Here is a 16747-nt window from a genome sequence, read left to right as displayed (position 1 = left end):
CCCGCCGGGCGCGTCTTTCTCTCTGCCAGGGAGTTCTCCCGGTCTCAGACGCTTCCCTGCCCGCTTACTGGAGATTCGCGAGCCGTACCTGCCCGACCGCTGCGGTGCGCCCCCGGTCGTCCTCGATCTCGACCCGCCAGAGTTGCTGTGAGCGGCCGCGGTGGACGGGCGTGCCCGTCGCCGTGAGGGTGCCCTCCGTGACGGCGCGCAGGAAGTCGGTGGAGTTGTTGACACCGACCACCTTGCCCTCGCCACCGAGCCACACCGCGCCGGCGATACTCGCGACCTCCTCCGCGATCGCGCAGTACACACCGCCATGGACGATCCCGTAGGGCTGGTGGAGATGCGGCCCCACCGTCACCGTGACGACCACCTTGTCGGGCGTCACCTCGGTGTATTCCATCCCGATCCCGCCGCCGAACCCGGTCCCGGAATGGGAACGGATCATGTCGATGAATTCGCTACGAGCCGCCTCGGACATCCGACCTCTTTCCCCGGCCCGGCGTGCCCGGGCGTCCGGGACGGAACGTTACCCGCGGGGACGGGCGCCCGTCGCGACTCCCTCGACGCGCAGCGCGCCTACGACGCTCAGCGGACCGATCGCCAACCGCGGTCCCGCACGGGGATCGGCCCGGCACCGGGGGTGCGTGGGAGCCGGCTCCGTCGCCGGACCGCCAGGCCCGAGTCGTGGAGAGCCTGCAGGACCATCTGCCCGCGACGGTAGCCGGTCTCCTGACTGGTCTCCGCGAACGTGGGGACGATCGTCGCGGCGCCGAGGACGCACTCGCCCGCCATCGACCACAGCGTCTCCACACTGCAGTTGCTCACCGCCGACAGCCCCTCGAACACCGTCGTCAGTGTCGCGCGCGACCGGCAGGCGAGCCACTGCGCCAATGCCTGCTCGCAGGGCAGGATCACGGTGCCGGGCGAACCCGCGACGGGGTCGTCGGGCAGCACCCTCAGGGTGGTGTCGCGGACGCCCGCCCAGTCCAGGCCGCCCTCGATGTCGGTTCGCACGGCCATGTTCTCGGCGCCGGTGTCCCACACCCTGCCGATGGTGACGAAACTGGCCACGGCCCTGCCGAGGACGCCGTGGGTGAATGCCTCCGCCACGAGATAGGTCGAGAAACGGATATCGCCGGACTCCGCGAAGTGGTTGCGGAACATGAGTTCCACCCGCCCGCTGTCGACCGCCTGCTCGAGCGGCACCCACCGACGTCGCGACTGCGTGCCCAGATCAGCGATCGAGTAGAACTTGGGATAGCCCGCGCGAAAGCCGCCGAGCGCCTCGACCGTGTCGTCGAACACGGTGCGTGTCCCCATCAACTGCGTGGGCAGCGTTGAGCCGGTCATGTCTGGTCTTCCCCCTAGTCGGTTCCTCTACACGGCCGGTCCGTCCCTACGAAGTACGTCCCGGCACCGCGATCCGACCCCCCGATCCGCAGTGGCCCAGGTCATCCGGCCGGTATTAAGTGTTACAACAGACACCCGTCCGTAACCAAGGGATTTCGCCCGGTTCGGCCAAACGGTGCACTCAGTGCACGTCTGATCTGTCAGCAAGAACACAGGTGGTGTTCAGCCGCGCGGTGAGTGTCGGTACCCATCACCGCAGGTCCGACCGGCCGGGGGGCGTCGACTACTCTGAACACCATGAGTACTGAACGCGAAGGCGCGACGCCCACCTCCGACACTGCCGGAACCGCCGATATCGGTGTGACCGGTCTCGCCGTCATGGGCTCGAACATCGCCCGCAACTTCGCCCGGCACGGGTACACGGTCGCCGTCCACAACCGCTCCGCGGGGAAGACCGACGCCCTGCTCGGCGCGCACGGCGATGACGGGGACTTCGTCCGCACCGAGACGATCGAGGAGTTCGCGGCAGCGCTGCGTTCCCCCCGTCGGGCACTGGTCATGGTCCAGGCCGGCGCACCCACCGATGCAGTGATCGACGCGCTCGCCGATGCCTTCGACGAGGGCGACATCATCATCGATGGTGGCAACTCCCTGTACACGGACACCATCCGGCGCGAGAAGGCCATGGCCGCGCGCGGAATCCGGTTCATCGGTGCCGGGATCTCCGGCGGCGAGGAAGGGGCCCTGGAGGGACCGTCCATCATGCCGGGCGGCCCGGCCTCCAGCTATGAGGTCGTCGGGCCGATGCTCGAGGACATCTCGGCGAAGGTCGACGGCATCCCCTGCTGTACCCATGTCGGCGAGGACGGCTCGGGGCACTTCGTCAAGATGGTCCACAACGGCATCGAATACTCGGACATGCAGCTCATCGGCGAGGCCTACCATCTCCTCCGGGGCGTGGCCGGGATCGAGCCGGCCGCCATGGCCGATACATTCCGCGACTGGAACACAGGCGAACTCGACTCCTACCTCATCGAGATCACCGCCGAGGTCCTCGCCCAGGTGGACGCCGAGACCGGCGCCCCCCTGGTGGACGTGATCGTGGATCGGGCCGGACAGAAGGGCACCGGTCGCTGGACCGTCAAGTCCGCTCTCGACCTGGGCGTCCCCGTCACCGGTATCGCCGAGGCGGTGTTCGCGCGAGCCCTCTCGAGCTCGGTTCCGCAGCGCGAAGCCGGTCGGGCCCTGCCCGCGGGCTCCGTATCCACTCCCGCCGGGATCGGCCCCGATTTCGTGGAGGACGTGCGCAAGGCGCTCTACGCGTCCAAGGTCATCGCCTACGCCCAGGGGTTCGATCAGATCACCGCTGCCAACGCCGAGCACGGCTGGGACGTGGCGCGCGGTGACCTCGCCACCATCTGGCGCGGGGGTTGCATCATCCGCGCCACGTTCCTCGACCGCATCCGCGAGGCGTACGCCGAGAACGGCGATCTCCCCTCACTCCTCGCCGCGCCGTACTTCGCCGAGGCCCTGTCCGACTGCGTGGACAGTTGGCGCCGGGTCGTGACGACCGCGGTGACCGCAGGGATCCCCGCACCCGGGTTCTCCGCCGCCCTGGCCTACTACGACGGCCTCCGGACCGAACGCCTGCCGGCCGCGCTCATCCAGGGCCAGCGTGACTTCTTCGGCGCGCACACCTACCAGCGCACCGATCGAGAGGGGAGCTACCACACCCTCTGGAGCGGCGACCGTTCAGAGGTGCGGGCCTGACCGGCCCGCGGCCCGGGGAACTGGGCCGCCTGCTCGAGGAGTTGGGAGTCGCGGTCCCGATCCGGCACGCCGTGTCGGGTCTGGTTCCGGGGACGCCCACCCCGATCCAGGCCGCCGCCCTCGCGGATGCCGTCGGGGGCGCGAACCTCCTGGCCGTCGCCCCCACCGGATCGGGCAAGACGTTGGTGTTCGCCATCGCGGTGGCCCACCGCCTCGCCGGGTCACCGAGCCTGACCGGCCGGCCCCGCGCCCTGGTCGTCGCCCCCACTCGCGAACTGGCCGAGCAGAACGCCGAGGTCCTCGCCGCGGTGGGCGCGGGCGCCGGGCTGAAGATCGCCTCGTTCGTCGGGGGACAACCCCTCAAACGGGACCGGCGCGCGCTCATAGCTCCGGTCGACGTGGCCGTCGGGACCCCCGGGCGTCTCGCCGACCTGGTGCGCGCCTCGGCCCTGTCCCTGGACGGTGTGGACCTGGTGGTGCTCGACGAAGCCGATCAACTGCTGGGTCCGTCCTTCGCCGAGCAGACAGAGGCCCTTCTCGCCGACTGCGTCGGCGCGGGCCTCGTGGCGACCACCGCCACGGCCGACGACGACATCGAGTCGATTCTGGAACGCACACGCCCGGGACTCCGGGTGCACCGCGTGGAGCACTCACCGCTCCCGTCGTCGGCCCCCACCCGCGGCGACTCCGAGGCGGCCGGGGCACCTCGTCGACTGGTGGTGCTCTCGACCCCGGACCCGGACCGTCTGGTGGTCCGCCTGGCGGCACGGTGCACCCGTGGCCTGTTCTTCGTCCCCAGACGGGACGCCGTGGAGCCCCTGCGTTCGGCAATCGCCGACACCGGCGTCACCGCTGCCGGGGTCGCGGGGTCCGCCTCCCCCACCCGCCGGGCGGCCGCGTTCGCCGATCTGGCATCGGGCGCGGTGAGGGTCCTGGTGAGCACCGACCTGGCGGGGCGGGGCCTCGACATCGACAGCATCGGACACGTGGTGCACGTGGGCCCACCGCACTCGATGGACGACCTCGTCCACCGCTCCGGGAGAACCGGTCGAGGCGACGCCCGGGCCGGCGTCGTCGCCGCGGTTCTCCGTCCCTTCGAGGTCGCCAAGGTCGCCGACCAGGCACGTTCGGCCGGCATGACGGTCGAGATCGTCGACACCTCCCGGTCCGACGCGGAGCGGGTCATCGACGCGCTGTTCGGCCCGGAGATCGTCCTGCCACGTACCCGCAGGGCACCCGCACCGTCGGAGCGGTCCCGCCGCCCCTCGCAACCCCGACGTCCGACGCAGTCCCGGGTTCACCGCCCCAAACGGAAGAAACGCTCGTGACCTCGGCGCGGCGACGGAACCGTCATCGAGTCGGTGCCCCGGTCGTCGTTCCCGAAGAGCTGTGGCGCGTTCGCGAACAGCGACACCACGACAGGGTCGACCGTCTCACCACCGACCACCTGGAGCGACGTCGCAGGGGCGAGCAACACCCGGTCGTCGACTTCCTCTTCACGTACTACCGGACCAGCGTCGCCACCGTCCGACGGTGGCACCCGGGCCCGGGTGTCCTACTGGAGAACGCCCACCTGACCGAACGTCAGGACTGGCGCCACTACCGCCGGGAGAGTGTGGCCGGCCGAGAGGGGCTCGTGGTCGACGCACCCTCGGTGTGGCGACGCGCCGGCGGCAGGATCACACGGGCACGTGACGTGATCGCGTCCACCGCGTCCCGCCGGGGCGCCACCGGATGCTTCGGTCTGCACGAATGGGCGATGCTGTACGAGACCGGACAGGGGGACGTCCGGCACGGCCGGGTACCCCTGCGGCTCCCACACGAGCGGATCGACGAGGTCGTCCGAGGTTCCCGCCTGCGGTGCACGCACTTCGACGCTTTCCGCTTCTTCACCGATGCCGCCGTCCCCCGAAACCAGGATTCGCTGACCCGGGACGACCAACTCCGACTGGAGCAGCCTGCCTGTCTCCACGCCGGAATGGACATCTACGCCCACACCGCGACGGTGGAGGCGGGAGCACCGGGGGAACTACTCTTGGACTCCCTCGCGGCGGCATTCGACGCGCGGGAGGTGGACATGCGGTCCTCCCCCTACGATCTGTCCTCCTGGGGGCTCCAACCGATCCGGGTGGAGACCAGCGAGGGTCGGGCCGAGTTCGTCGCGTTCCAGAAGAAGTGGACGGAGCGCACACAGGGCCTCAGGTCGAGATTCCTCGCCGCCGTCGACACACTGGAGGACCTGGCGTCCCCCGTGGGCGATCTAGTGACCTGAGGACGTGAGCTGAGGACTCGTCACACCGGGGCCGCGTCGAACTGGTCTACGGCCACCTCGGCGACGACTCTGCCGAACTCGCCGTAGGCTTCCGCTCCCGCGGTGGCGCTGCGCAGTACCAATCCGATCGTGCGGCCCGGGACGGGATCAGCGAACCTCGCGACCGCGATCCCCGGATCCCGGGTCTCGGGACCGACCGCGGACTCGGGGACGAGCGTCACGCCCAGACCACCCGCCACACACCGAACCGCGGTGGTCAGCGATGCGGCTCGGGACTCCCCTCTGCCCAACACGGGGGCGGACACCCGGCGGCACAGTTCCACCGTCTGTTCGCGCAGACAGTGCCCCTCGTCGAGCATCAACAGCGGTTGGTCGACGAGGATCTCCAAGGGCAACCCCTCTCTGCCCGCGAGTTCGTGATCCGCGGGCACGAGGAGCGCGAAGGGCTCGCTGTACAGCGGCGTGGCGGCCACCCCCACAGCGTCCGTGGGGACGGCCATGATCGCCAGGTCGATCACGCCGCTCCGGAGTCCGTCCAGGAGCCTGGCCGTCTGATCCTCGACGACCCTCGGTCGCAGGTCCGGGAACCGCTCCCCCAGTGCGGGCAGCAGCCCGGGCAAGAGATAGGGAGCCACCGTCGGGATGACCCCGATGCGCAGCGAGCCGAACAACGGCCCGTCGCTTCCCGCCGCCGCGTCCGCCACCGCGTCCATCGCGGTCACCGCGGCCCGGGCGTACGGCAGGAGCCGGTGACCCGCGGGGGTGACGAGGACGGAGCGGGTGCTGCGCTCGACCAGGTGGAGACCGAGCCCGTCCTCCAGCGTCGCCAGGGCCTGGGACAGCGAGGGCTGGCTCATGCCGAGGTCCTCCGCGGCGCTACGAAAGTGCAGCCGCTCCGCCACCGCGAGGAACACCCGGAGCTGCATGAGACTCGGAACGAACCGATGATCGGCCATGTCGATGAGTCTATGCCCGGCGATAACCAGAAGTCGATGATTATTTGCACAATCCTATGAGTGATCTACCTCTCATCGGCTTTACCTCTCATAGGAAGTGGGGCATAGTCGGGTTCGTCCGTCCGACACAGGCACATCCTCAGGAGGATCACATGGCTATTCTCACCATCGGCGACCAGTTCCCCGATTTCGAACTCACCGCACTCAAGGGCGGTGACCTGCAGGCGGTCAACGCCCAGCAGCCGGAGGACTACTTCGAGACCGTCACCAACCAGTCCTACGAGGGCAAGTGGCGCGTGATCTTCTTCTACCCGAAGGACTTCACCTTCGTCTGCCCCACGGAGATCGCCGCGTTCGGCAAGCTCGACGAGGACTTCCAGGACCGCGACACGCAGATCCTCGGCGGCTCCATCGACAACGAGTTCGCGCACTTCAACTGGCGTGCGACCAACGACGAGCTCAAGACCGTGCCGTTCCCGCTGCTGTCGGACATCAAGCACGAGCTCATCCGCGCTCTCGGCGTGGAGAACGCCGACGGCGTCGCAGATCGTGCCACCTTCATCGTCGACCCGGACAACGTCATCCAGTTCGTCTCGGTCACCCCGGACGCTGTCGGCCGCAACGTGGACGAGGTTCTCCGCGTCCTCGACGCCCTCCAGTCGTCCGAGGTCTGCGCCTGCAACTGGCAGAAGAACGACCCGACGAAGAACATCAACAAGATGGACATGCTGCAGGAGGGCATCAAGTGAGCATTGAGAATCTGAAGTCCGGACTCCCCGAGTTCGCCAAGGATCTCAAGCTGAACCTGGGTTCGCTCGCGCGATCCACCGAGCTGAACCAGCAGCAGCTCTGGGGGACGTTCCTCGCCACCGCCGCTGCGACCAAGTCGGCGACCGTCCTGTCAGAGATCGCGGACGAGGCCCGCCAGCACCTGTCGGACGAGGCGTTCAACGCCGCCCTCGGCGCCGCCTCGATCATGGGGATGAACAACGTGGCCTACCGCGCCAAGGAGTTCCTGGGCGATGACTACACCCAGGTCCGCATGGGCCTGCGGATGAACATCATCGCCAACCCGGGCGTGGAGAAGGCCGACTTCGAGCTGTGGTCGATGGCCGTCTCCACGATCAACGGCTGCGAGAACTGTACTGCCGCTCACGATGCCGTCATCCGCAAGGAGGGCATCACCAAGGAGCAGGCCTGGGAGGCGGTGAAGATCGCCGGCACCGTCGCCGGCGTCGCACAGGCCGTCGAGATCGACGCAAACATCTGATCCTCACCCTCCCCCGGTGAACACGGGCCCCGCTGACCGCGCGTCAGCGGGGCCCTGTCGTCTCTTCCGGTTGCGGGCGCGCGGCGAGTTGCCCCTCCCGCAAAGCACTCCCCGGCACTAGGTTCGTATGTAGAGCCGGGGAAATCCTTCGCGGCGCACCTAGCGATCTGGAGACGTCATGACTACCGGAGGTACCCCGTCAGGGGACGGCTTTCCGAACGATCCGTCCAACTCCGGCCCGGGCGAGCCGAACTGGGGCCGGGGTTACGGGGAACAGGGCCACGGGAACCAGAATTACGGCCCGACGCAGGGTCAGGAGCCCTACCCGGGGCAGGGTTACGGCCAGGAGCCCTACCCGGGGCAGGGTCAAGGTCACGAGCCCTACCCCGGCCAGGCATACGGGCAACAGGGCTACGGCCAGCAGAATTATGGCCACCAGTCCTTCGGCGATCCCGCCTACGGCGGTGCGTACGGGCAGAGCGGTCCGGTCATGACGGGCAAGGTGTCCGCGACCGACGCGGTCAGTGCCGGCTGGCAGCTGTTCAAGAACAACCCGCTGCCCTGGGTTCTCATCACCCTGGCGAGCGTGGTGGTCGGCAGTATCGCGGGGCAGCTCGCGAACTCCGAGTCTCTCGCGGTGGTGTTCCTGGCCCAGATCATCTCCTTCGTCGTCGGACTGCTGTTCCAGGCGTTCATCCTGCGCGGCGCCCTGCTCGAGGTGGACGGACACAGGCCCGCTATCGGCGACTTCTTCAAACTGCACAACTTCGGCTGGTTCGTCGTCGCGGCGATCCTCGTCGGGATCGCGACGTTCGTCGGGCTCATCGGCTTCATCATCGGCGCGTTCGTCGTGGCGTTCTTCCTGTACTGGACGCAGTACTTCGTCGTCGACCGCAACATGACCGCCACAGACGCGATCGTCTCGAGCTTCAACGCGATCAAGTCGGACGCCGGCAACCTCTTCGCACTCGCCCTCCTCAACGTCCTCATCCTCGTGGTGGGCGCGCTGGCACTGCTCGTCGGCCTGTTCGTGGCGATTCCGGTCACCACACTCGCCTCGGTCTACGCCTACCGGGCGATCACCGGGCCGAGCGACTTCTCCCGCGCGGCGACCGCGGCGGTCTGACCTCCCGTCGACGTCGTCCATCGCTCGCGAAGCAACGGGACAGCCCCGGCGACCATCCGGTCGCCGGGGCTGTCCCGTCCCGCGGAGCGGAGTGTCAGGCGCCGCCGGTCTCGTCCTCGGGTGACGCCGGGGCCCCGGTGTCCGAGTCAGCCTCGTGCAGCATCTCCTTTTCGTGCGTCGAGGCCCGTCGGACCGCCCAGACGGTTCCCAGGAAGGCCACGAGTGCCAACGGCCATCCCATGCCGATGCGCGCGGCACCGAGCCAGGTGACCTCGTCATTGAGGTACAGCGCGTATTGCAGGACGGCTCGGATGGCGAACAGTCCGGCCCAGAACGACGTCGCGACCGTATACCACCGCCGGGCCGCCGGAATCCGGCGCCAGGCCATCCCCCTGCCGTCGAGGAATCCCCAGATCACTCCGACCAGAGGCCAGCGGACGAGCGCGGAGATCGCGAACGCCGCGCCGTACACGGCCTGGGTGATGATCCCGTAGAGGAAGTAACCCTTGGCGTCCCCGGTCCGCCAGGCGATGAAGACGCAGATGGCGACACCGATGAAACCCGAGATCGCGGGCTGCGGGTTCTCTCGACGCCCCAGTGACCACGCCAGCATCGCCACGGCGACGCCCAGCGCACCCCAGATCGCGGCGGTCAGCCCCCAGATCCCGTTGAGGGGGACGAACGTGAGAATCGGGATCGACGAGTACACCAGCCCCCGGATCCCGCCCATCTGATCGATCAGGGACGCGTCGGGGTCCCCGAAGGACGATCTCCGGCGCGTCGCACCGGTCGCCTGCGGGGTCGCCCGTTCAGACTCGGTCACGCGACTCCTCCACGGCGGTGCGGGGCTGCTCGTCCAGTAGCTCATATCGCGGGTTGAACATGATCTTGTGTCCGTGCCGGACGCCGACCCGTCCGGTGACACGGAGGCACCGGCCGGTGTCGATGCCCGGAACGGTGCGTCGCCCGAGCCAACACACCTCGACCGCGCCCGTACCGTCGAAGACCTCGGCGGTGAGACCGAGGAAGTCCTCTCCCCCACATGTCAGGACGGTGCGGACACGCCCCGTCAGGGTCACGTGATCCCCACGCGACACAGTCGCGACATGCGAGCATCCGGTACGGTGCACCCGGCCGGCGAGGTCAGCCGCGTCGAGCATTTCCACCGGATCGGTGAGCCGGGCGGTCAATGCCCGGAGCGTTCGGGGGAACGGCACGGTCACCCCCCCGCTCGCTGGTCGGGAAACCTCACAGGTCGTCGTCTCCGTCACGGAGCCTGTCCATCGCGCTACCGTCTCTCCGCGGCGCCCTGGGGGCACTGTCCGGCGCGGGCGACGCCGCGGGAGCGGCAGGCTGCGCCTGGGGGTTCCGGGATGCCCGAGCCTCCTGCGATGCCGGCGACTGGGCCGGAGCCTGGCCGGCAGGGCCTGGCTGGCGCGTCTGGCCGGCATTGCCGGGCTGGCCGGTCCGGCCTGCCGCCATCTGCTGCTGGTACGCCTGGGCCTGCTGCTGTGCGGCCAGCTGGGACTGCGCCTGCGTCAGTGCTTGTTGGATCTCGTCCGGAATGGTGAGCGGTAGCTGCTCACGAACCGGCATGGGGCCGTCCCCGCGATGGATGAGCAGGTGCTGGAAGACCTCGCGGCCCTCCTCCGCAGCCTGGTCCGCCAGCTCGGGGGTGGCCATGATCCGCACCTCGGCGGTCCAACGGTGGCCGTCAACCCCGATCGCGCGGAAAACGGCTCCCGGCATCACCGCCACCAGTTCACGCCCCCACGGCCCGTCCTCGACGGAGACGTCCGCGCCCTGTTGCTCGAGCTGCTCGCGCATTCCCGTCACCATCGTCCGCCACTGACCCGCGGACTTGGGCGCGGCGAACGCGCGTGGGATGACCCTCGAGACCTGGGTGACCACATGGAACTCGGGCTGACCGTTGGGGTCCAGTGCGACGTTCAGGTCACGTCCCTTGGGAACTCCGATGACCAGCGAACCGAGATCGATGTGGCCGTAGCCGAGCGAGGTGTAGTACCCGGGCACGTCACCGACGGACGAGCGGTCATGAGGCCCCGTCGTGGAAGGGGGCTGCGACTCCTGCTCGGTGGCCGTGGTGGCGTCGCGGGCCCCGGTCACCGGCTTCTTTCGTCCGAACATGGTGGAAATCCTCTCCCCGTGCGACCCGGCCCCGAACGGGACCGTCTCGGGTCGACGCTACCCAACGAGGTGGACGCCGGTCAGGTCAGGCGGTGGTGCCCGCCCGTCGACCCGTGGCCGCCCTCACCCCGGTCGGTCTCGCCGAGCTCGTCGACCTCCACCACATCCCACAGTTCGACGCGCTGGACCAGGAGCTGGGCGATGCGGTCACCTCGTCCGATACGGACCGGCTCCGTGGGGTCCAGGTTGACGAGGTTGACCTTGATCTCCCCCCGGTAGCCGGCGTCGACCGTCCCCGGGGCGTTGACGATCGACAGACCCGCCCGTGCCGCGAGGCCGGACCGCGGATGGACCAGGCCCACGTAGCCCGCGGGGACCGCCACCGCCACCCCCGTGCCCACCAGGGCCCGGTGCCCCGGCGCCAGCTCACAGTCGTGCGCGGCGTGCAGATCGATCCCCGCATCCGTGGCGTGTGCCCGGACCGGAAGGGGAAGCCCACGGTCCAGACGGCGTACCCGTAGCACCCCGCCGGTGCCGTTCTCGTCGTCCGGATTGCTCATGGCCTCTCGCCCTCCTGCCGGGCCCGGCCCGGTTGCTCGATAGTCTTGACGTCGTGACCGACGAAGATCTCCGCCCGCCGCCCGATCGCGCTCCGCGCCCGGTTCACTCGGAAACCCTCCGGGTCCCGGCATGGTGGTGGGTCGTCCTCGCCGTGATCACCGTCGTGGTGGTCGCCCAGGCGCTCGTTATCGGAGCGCGGTGGTGGCTGTGGCTGCTGGCCGTCGTGGTCCCCGTCCTGCTCGCCTGGCTGTTCATCTCCGTCGGCCGGGTGAAGATCGAGGTCGAGTCCGACGGCCAGGGAGGGGGGACCCTCTATGCGGGCAACGCCCGCCTGCCCTTCGACGCCATCGCCCGCAGCGCCGTCGTGCCCGCCACCGCCAAGCAGGCCGCGATGGGGCGGCAGCTCGACCCCGAGGCCTTCGTGGTCCACAGGGGATACATCCCCACGATGGTGATCATCGTCCTCGACGACCCGATGGATCCCACCCCGTACTGGCTCATCAGCACGCGGGACCCCGAAGGCCTCGCAGCGGCGCTTCCGGACAACCACTACAGCTGACCGGCCGAGCCGCGGCGGAGTAGCCGGCGGTCGATCAGCCGGCGCAGTCCACGCAGATCGGCATCCCGTCCCGCTCCTCGGCGAAACGGCTGCGGTGATGCACCAGGAAGCACTCACCACAGGTGAACTCGTTGTCCTGCTCCGGCACGACACGCACCGTGAGCTCCTCGCCGGACAGGTCGGCGCCCGGCAGTTCGTAGGACTCGGCGGTGTCCGTCTCGTCCACGTCGACCTCGCCGGTCGCTCCCTCTGCACGCCGGGCCTTCAGCTCCTCCAGCGAATCACCGGTGAGCTCGTCTGCCTCGGTCCGGCGGGGGGCGTCGTAGTCGGTTGCCATGAGTCTCATTTCTGCGGGTCTGAGTGGGGGGCGCGCGGGCCGGTCACGGACTGACCAGCGCACGCATAGTAACGGAATTACCCGGCATTTTCATCCGCGGCATCCGCCAGTGCGGCGACCGGGACGACAGGCTCCGGGCGTTTACAGTGATGGGTCAGGGCCCGGAGAGGCTCTCACTCCGTCCACCTGCAGGAAAGGACCTCATGGTCGTCCACCTCAGCACCCAGGCGACACCGAGTCCGACCCCCACCCGGGGGATACACCGTCTGCGTTCCGCCTACGTCCTGTTCGTGGTGGTGGCGCTGGTGCTGGGAGCACTCGTCTGGGCCACTGCACTACGGGGAAATGATGCCGCCACACAGGCCGCGGCATGTCCGGTACCCCCCGCGGCCGAGGACGCGGGCCTCCGTGACCAGCCCGCGGACGCCCTCGACGGGGTCGAGCCGGCACTACTGGACAAGACCCGCGTCCGCGTGCTGAACGCGAACGGGCAGAGCGGCCAAGCCGGAGCCGTGGCCGCTCAACTCGCCGAACGCGGATTCCAGCCCGCCGGCTCGGACGCCATCGGCAACGACCCGATCTACGGGCAGGCCCTCGAGTGCCACGGACAGATCCGCTACGGCGACGCGGGACAGGCGGCCGCGCGGTCACTCTCGCTCGCGGCGCCGTGCATGCAACTGGTGAGGGACGGCCGTGAGGACGACACGGTCGACCTCGCACTGGGCACGATCTTCTCGCGGTTGTCCGACTCGACGGAGGCGGTGGGGGCACTCGACGAACTCGAGGTCGGGCGTCAGCCCATCTCCGCCGAACTCGACGCTGCCCGCATGGTCAGCTGTTGACCCCGGCCGACAGGTCCTCGAGCGCACCGAGGAACTCCTCCGCCACGCCGGGCGATGCAGCGGTCGTCGGCACCGCGGGGTCGTCTGACACGGCCACCATCGCACCCGCTTCGGCCGCGACGAGGGCCCCGGCAGCGTAGTCCCACGGCTTCAACCCGCGCTCGTAGTAGGCATCCAGCCGGCCGCCGGCGACCATGCACAGATCCAGTGCCGCCGACCCACACCTCCGGATGTCCCGTACGCGCGGCAGAAGGCCCGCGACCACCCGACCCTGCTCGGCCCGGATCCCGGCGTCGTAGGCGAAGCCGGTACCGACCAGTGACAGGGACAGGTCCACGCACCCCGAGGTCCGGAGCGCCCTCGACGTGCCGTCGGCCTCCCGCAGGGTCGCCCCGCGGCCGAGGCCTGCCGACCACGTCTCACGGGTGACGATGTTGTGCACCGCCCCCGCCACGACGACACCGTCCACCTCTGCCGCCACCGACACCGCGGTGAACGGGATGCCATAGAGCAGGTTGACGGTCCCGTCGACCGGGTCGACGATCCAGCGCACGCCTCCCCGGCCACCCGGGGCGTCGGCCGAACCGGACTCCTCGCCGCCCTCCTCGCCCAGCACCCGGTCACCCGGACGGCTGGACTCGATCTCCCCGCGCAGATGCTGCTCCACCGAGGTGTCGATGACGGTCACCGGATCCGTGGCCGAGGTCTTGGAGCGCGAGTCCAGACCAGACGTGTCGAACTCGGCCAGCATTCGCCGCGCCACGTCACCGCCGGAAGAGGCGAACCGCAGCGCGAGGGCCAGCAAGTCGTCGATGAACTCCGGGCCCGGTCGGCCGACCGCCGCGTTTGTCCCCCGCCCCGTCATGTGCGTCTCCTCGTCGTCGTATCCCACATGGTCGTATCCCACATGTTCGTATCCCACATCGTCCTCACCCACTGTCGTCACCCGGTGCCCCTCCGGCGATGATCCCGCCCGGCGGCGCGACCGACGGATACCCTGGCGGGCGCCCCACGCCCATCGTGCCCCGACGACGCGGGCGCCCGACGACCCACGCCGCGCCCGTGTACGTCCCGCCACCCAGGAGCCCGACATGTCCGTCCCCACCCCCGCAGCGACCGACCTCCCACCGGGCACCCCGGGCACTCCCACAGGCCTCGGCGTCGATGTGGGCGGCACCGGGATCAAAGTGGGGCTCGTCGACCTCGCACGCGGCGAACTCATCGGGGACAGAGTCGTGCGGGGCACCCCCCAGCCCGCCACGCCCGACGCGATCGCGCAGACCATCCGCGAGATGACCGAGGAGTTCGAATGGACGGGCCCGGTCGGGGTCGCCCTGCCCAGCGTCATCCACGAGGGGGTGGCGCGGATCGCCCACAACATCGACAAATCGTGGATCGGGTGCGACGTGGCGGAGCTGTTCGACCGGCATCTCCCCGGCCGCACCGTGCTCATGCTCAACGATGCCGACGCCGCCGGCCTCACCGAGGTGCACTACGGCGCCGGCGAGGGAATCGACGGGCTGGTGATCCTCCTGACCTTCGGTACGGGCATCGGCTCCGCCCTCCTGCTGGACGGGAGACTGCTGCCGAACTCCGAGTTCGGTCACGTGATCGTCGAGGACATCGCCGGACGCGGATTCGACGAGGCCGAGCACCTGGCGTCCGCCGCGGTCCGGTCCCGCGACGGCCTGAGCTTCGCCGAATGGGCCCCCCACGTGTCCAACGTCCTGCGCTCGATCGAGGACCTCCTGTGGCCCCGCGCCTTCGTCCTGGGCGGCGGGGTCAGCGAGGTCGCCGACGAGTGGTTCCCTCTCCTCGAGAACCGGACCCCGGTGCGGGCCGCGGTCCGGCGCGGCGACGCCGGGATCATCGGCGCAGCGCTGTACGCGGCCGGCCATTCGGGCGTTCTCGACCTCGGCGGGGCACTACCAGACAACGAGGACTGACCGGGACCAACCCCGCCGGATGCGACCCCCCGACAAGAATCTCGTTACAATGGCCCACGCCGGGAACACGTACCGGCCGGGGACGGGCCCGGTACCGCAAGGCGGACGGCTCGAGTGTCTGCAGAAGGCGGCATCGATCCCCGATTCCCATCAAGTAACCGGTTGTGAAGGGGCGTTTGTGGCAGCCACGAAGACCACCAGTTCGGATTCCGCGGCGAGCGGCGATCCGTTGGACAGCGAGGTCGCTGGCGAGGCCCCCGCCAAGAAGACCGCCGCGCGCAAGGCGCCCGCGAAGAAGACGGCGGCCAAGAAGACCGCCGCCAAGAAGGCCCCGGCGAAGAAGGCGGCCGCCAAGAAGACCGCGGCCAAGAAGACGGCGGCCAAGAAGACCGCCGCCCCGACGAAGCCCGAGGGCGTCGACGGCGACCAGGTCGACGAAGAGCCGACCGATGCTCCCGAGGCCGAGCCGGACACCTCCGAGCTGGAGGACGTCGAGGTCGACGTCGAGGACGTCGAAGCGGACGAGGAGACCAAGGAAGAGCCCACCGCCAAGGACAAGGCGTCGGGCGATTTCGTCTGGGACGAGGACGAGTCGGAGGCCCTGCGCCAGGCGCGCAAGGACGCCGAGCTGACCGCCTCCGCCGACTCCGTACGCGCGTACCTCAAGCAGATCGGCAAGGTCGCCCTCCTCAACGCCGAGGAGGAGGTCGAGCTGGCCAAGCGCATCGAGGCCGGCCTGTACGCCACCTGGTTCCAGGCGCAGGTCGCCGAGCGCGGGGAGAAGCTCACCACCGCGCAGAAGCGTGATTACCGATGGATCGAGCGCGACGGCGTCCGCGCCAAGAACCACCTGCTTGAGGCCAACCTGCGACTCGTCGTCTCGCTGGCCAAGCGCTACACCGGCCGCGGCATGGCGTTCCTGGACCTCATCCAGGAGGGCAACCTCGGTCTGATCCGCGCGGTCGAGAAGTTCGACTACACCAAGGGCTACAAGTTCTCGACCTACGCCACCTGGTGGATCCGGCAGGCCATCACCCGCGCGATGGCCGACCAGGCCCGCACCATCCGTATCCCGGTGCACATGGTCGAGGTCATCAACAAGCTCGGGCGTATCCAGCGTGAGCTGCTCCAGGACCTGGGCCGCGAGCCCACCCCCGAGGAGCTCGCCAAGGAGATGGACATCACGCCGGAGAAGGTGCTGGAGATCCAGCAGTACGCCCGGGAGCCGATCTCGCTCGACCAGACCATCGGCGACGAGGGCGACTCGCAGCTCGGTGACTTCATCGAGGACTCCGAGGCCGTGGTGGCCGTGGACGCCGTGAGCTTCACACTCCTGCAGGACCAGCTCCGTTCCGTCCTCGACACGCTGTCCGAGCGTGAGGCGGGCGTGGTGCGGCTGCGCTTCGGCCTCACCGACGGGCTGCCGCGCACCCTCGACGAGATCGGGCAGGTCTACGGGGTCACACGCGAGCGGATCCGGCAGATCGAGTCCAAGACGATGTCGAAGCTGCGCCACCCGTCGCGGTCCCAGGTGCTGCGCGACTACCTGGACTGAGCCCTTTCACGCATTCTCCGGCCCCGTTGTGCTCGCCCGACGGGGCCGCGGC

General features: G+C 69.4%; 19 protein-coding genes. 10 read left to right on the top strand and 9 right to left on the bottom strand.

Going from position 1 to position 16747, the window contains the following annotated elements:
- Nucleotides 1-64 precede the first annotated feature (64 nt).
- Nucleotides 65-481: a PaaI family thioesterase gene (locus J1M64_RS00435; protein WP_096905514.1), complete on the bottom strand. Its 417-nt coding sequence runs from the start codon at nt 479-481 to the stop codon at nt 65-67.
- Nucleotides 482-588: 107 nt separating this feature from the next.
- Complete coding sequence (locus J1M64_RS00430; protein ID WP_119191655.1) at nt 589-1353, bottom strand: hypothetical protein; 765 nt, start codon at nt 1351-1353, stop codon at nt 589-591.
- 297 nt (nt 1354-1650) lie between these two features.
- Here J1M64_RS00430 and gndA point away from each other — a divergent pair, with 297 nt between their 5' ends.
- From gndA to J1M64_RS00415, 3 genes are read left to right on the top strand one after another with little or no spacing between them, the layout of a single operon-like run.
- Nucleotides 1651-3123, top strand: a complete 1473-nt coding sequence (gene gndA / locus J1M64_RS00425) for an NADP-dependent phosphogluconate dehydrogenase (protein ID WP_154830675.1) — start codon at nt 1651-1653, stop codon at nt 3121-3123.
- A gap of 41 nt (nt 3124-3164) precedes the next feature.
- Nucleotides 3165-4451, top strand: coding sequence for a DEAD/DEAH box helicase (locus J1M64_RS00420; protein WP_240341283.1), 1287 nt, complete (start codon nt 3165-3167; stop codon nt 4449-4451).
- Nucleotides 4448-5395 carry a hypothetical protein gene (locus J1M64_RS00415; protein ID WP_256821362.1) on the top strand — a complete coding sequence of 316 codons (948 nt, stop codon included), beginning with the start codon at nt 4448-4450 and terminating at the stop codon, nt 5393-5395. The genes J1M64_RS00420 and J1M64_RS00415 overlap by 4 nt, the downstream gene beginning before the upstream one ends.
- A gap of 20 nt (nt 5396-5415) precedes the next feature.
- Here the strand turns inward: J1M64_RS00415 and J1M64_RS00410 are convergent, their stop codons facing one another.
- The gene (locus J1M64_RS00410; protein WP_067717406.1) at nt 5416-6351 is read right to left on the bottom strand and encodes a hydrogen peroxide-inducible genes activator; all 936 of its coding nucleotides are present in this window, start codon (nt 6349-6351) and stop codon (nt 5416-5418) included.
- A gap of 152 nt (nt 6352-6503) precedes the next feature.
- Between J1M64_RS00410 and J1M64_RS00405 the strand changes: the two genes are divergently transcribed.
- The 3 genes from J1M64_RS00405 to J1M64_RS00395 all read left to right on the top strand — a co-directional run bounded on the left by J1M64_RS00405 (nt 6504) and on the right by J1M64_RS00395 (nt 8747).
- Entirely contained in the window at nt 6504-7100 is a 597-nt protein-coding gene (locus J1M64_RS00405) for a peroxiredoxin (RefSeq protein ID WP_067717408.1), read from the top strand.
- Nucleotides 7097-7621 carry a carboxymuconolactone decarboxylase family protein gene (locus J1M64_RS00400; RefSeq protein ID WP_067717410.1) on the top strand — a complete coding sequence of 175 codons (525 nt, stop codon included), beginning with the start codon at nt 7097-7099 and terminating at the stop codon, nt 7619-7621. Before J1M64_RS00405 ends, J1M64_RS00400 begins: the two co-directional genes overlap by 4 nt.
- Before the next feature lie 178 nt (nt 7622-7799).
- A complete protein-coding gene (locus J1M64_RS00395) occupies nt 7800-8747 on the top strand; it encodes a hypothetical protein (RefSeq protein ID WP_206471996.1) in 948 nt (315 codons plus the stop codon).
- A gap of 94 nt (nt 8748-8841) precedes the next feature.
- On the opposite strand, the gene J1M64_RS00390 is transcribed toward J1M64_RS00395, so the two are convergent.
- The 4 genes from J1M64_RS00390 to dut form a co-directional block, all read right to left on the bottom strand.
- A complete protein-coding gene (locus J1M64_RS00390) occupies nt 8842-9477 on the bottom strand; it encodes a DUF3159 domain-containing protein (RefSeq protein WP_241260902.1) in 636 nt (211 codons plus the stop codon).
- A 79-nt stretch (nt 9478-9556) separates the two neighbouring features.
- Entirely contained in the window at nt 9557-9826 is a 270-nt protein-coding gene (locus J1M64_RS00385) for a hypothetical protein (protein WP_227022268.1), read from the bottom strand.
- 169 nt (nt 9827-9995) lie between these two features.
- The gene (locus J1M64_RS00380) at nt 9996-10895 is read right to left on the bottom strand and encodes a DUF3710 domain-containing protein (RefSeq protein ID WP_067715859.1); all 900 of its coding nucleotides are present in this window, start codon (nt 10893-10895) and stop codon (nt 9996-9998) included.
- 80 nt (nt 10896-10975) lie between these two features.
- Nucleotides 10976-11455 (bottom strand): dUTP diphosphatase, encoded by a 480-nt coding sequence (gene dut / locus J1M64_RS00375; protein WP_067715856.1) that lies wholly within the window; start codon nt 11453-11455, stop codon nt 10976-10978.
- A gap of 53 nt (nt 11456-11508) precedes the next feature.
- Here dut and J1M64_RS00370 point away from each other — a divergent pair, with 53 nt between their 5' ends.
- The gene (locus J1M64_RS00370) at nt 11509-12015 is read left to right on the top strand and encodes a DUF3093 domain-containing protein (RefSeq protein WP_067715853.1); all 507 of its coding nucleotides are present in this window, start codon (nt 11509-11511) and stop codon (nt 12013-12015) included.
- 34 nt (nt 12016-12049) lie between these two features.
- Here J1M64_RS00370 and J1M64_RS00365 read toward each other — a convergent pair whose 3' ends face one another.
- Nucleotides 12050-12352, bottom strand: a complete 303-nt coding sequence (locus J1M64_RS00365) for a DUF4193 domain-containing protein (RefSeq protein WP_067715850.1) — start codon at nt 12350-12352, stop codon at nt 12050-12052.
- 203 nt (nt 12353-12555) lie between these two features.
- Between J1M64_RS00365 and cei the strand changes: the two genes are divergently transcribed.
- Nucleotides 12556-13194 carry an envelope integrity protein Cei gene (cei, locus tag J1M64_RS00360; protein ID WP_206471992.1) on the top strand — a complete coding sequence of 213 codons (639 nt, stop codon included), beginning with the start codon at nt 12556-12558 and terminating at the stop codon, nt 13192-13194.
- On the opposite strand, the gene J1M64_RS00355 is transcribed toward cei, so the two are convergent.
- Entirely contained in the window at nt 13184-13999 is an 816-nt protein-coding gene (locus tag J1M64_RS00355) for an inositol monophosphatase family protein (RefSeq protein WP_374220829.1), read from the bottom strand. The two genes, cei and J1M64_RS00355, sit on opposite strands and share 11 nt — an antisense overlap.
- Nucleotides 14000-14285: 286 nt before the next feature.
- Between J1M64_RS00355 and ppgK the strand changes: the two genes are divergently transcribed.
- Nucleotides 14286-15140: a polyphosphate--glucose phosphotransferase gene (gene ppgK, locus J1M64_RS00350; RefSeq protein WP_154830665.1), complete on the top strand. Its 855-nt coding sequence runs from the start codon at nt 14286-14288 to the stop codon at nt 15138-15140.
- A 178-nt stretch (nt 15141-15318) separates the two neighbouring features.
- A complete protein-coding gene (locus J1M64_RS00345; RefSeq protein ID WP_132063284.1) occupies nt 15319-16695 on the top strand; it encodes an RNA polymerase sigma factor in 1377 nt (458 codons plus the stop codon).
- Nucleotides 16696-16747: the final 52 nt, after the last annotated feature.

Origin of the sequence: Dietzia sp. KRD202, from assembly GCF_017168155.1 — a bacterium.
Taxonomy (GTDB): Bacteria; Actinomycetota; Actinomycetes; order Mycobacteriales; family Mycobacteriaceae; genus Dietzia; species Dietzia kunjamensis.
The sequence above is the reverse complement of the archived record's forward strand: the minus strand, read 5'-3'. Positions and strand labels throughout refer to the sequence as shown.

Excerpts from the sequence above, each read along its gene's own strand:
- J1M64_RS00380 (WP_067715859.1), bottom strand. The coding sequence starts at position 10,895 with ATGTTCGGACGAAAGAAGCCGGTGACCGGGGCCCGCGACGCCACCACG.
- J1M64_RS00390 (WP_241260902.1), bottom strand. The coding sequence starts at position 9,477 with ATGGGCGGGATCCGGGGGCTGGTGTACTCGTCGATCCCGATTCTCACG.
- J1M64_RS00405 (WP_067717408.1), top strand. The coding sequence starts at position 6,504 with ATGGCTATTCTCACCATCGGCGACCAGTTCCCCGATTTCGAACTCACC.
- J1M64_RS00430 (WP_119191655.1), bottom strand. The coding sequence starts at position 1,353 with ATGACCGGCTCAACGCTGCCCACGCAGTTGATGGGGACACGCACCGTG.
- ppgK (WP_154830665.1), top strand. The coding sequence starts at position 14,286 with ATGTCCGTCCCCACCCCCGCAGCGACCGACCTCCCACCGGGCACCCCG.
- dut (WP_067715856.1), bottom strand. The coding sequence starts at position 11,455 with ATGAGCAATCCGGACGACGAGAACGGCACCGGCGGGGTGCTACGGGTA.
- J1M64_RS00365 (WP_067715850.1), bottom strand. The coding sequence starts at position 12,352 with ATGGCAACCGACTACGACGCCCCCCGCCGGACCGAGGCAGACGAGCTC.
- cei (WP_206471992.1), top strand. The coding sequence starts at position 12,556 with ATGGTCGTCCACCTCAGCACCCAGGCGACACCGAGTCCGACCCCCACC.
- gndA (WP_154830675.1), top strand. The coding sequence starts at position 1,651 with ATGAGTACTGAACGCGAAGGCGCGACGCCCACCTCCGACACTGCCGGA.
- J1M64_RS00410 (WP_067717406.1), bottom strand. The coding sequence starts at position 6,351 with ATGGCCGATCATCGGTTCGTTCCGAGTCTCATGCAGCTCCGGGTGTTC.
- J1M64_RS00435 (WP_096905514.1), bottom strand. The coding sequence starts at position 481 with ATGTCCGAGGCGGCTCGTAGCGAATTCATCGACATGATCCGTTCCCAT.
- J1M64_RS00395 (WP_206471996.1), top strand. The coding sequence starts at position 7,800 with ATGACTACCGGAGGTACCCCGTCAGGGGACGGCTTTCCGAACGATCCG.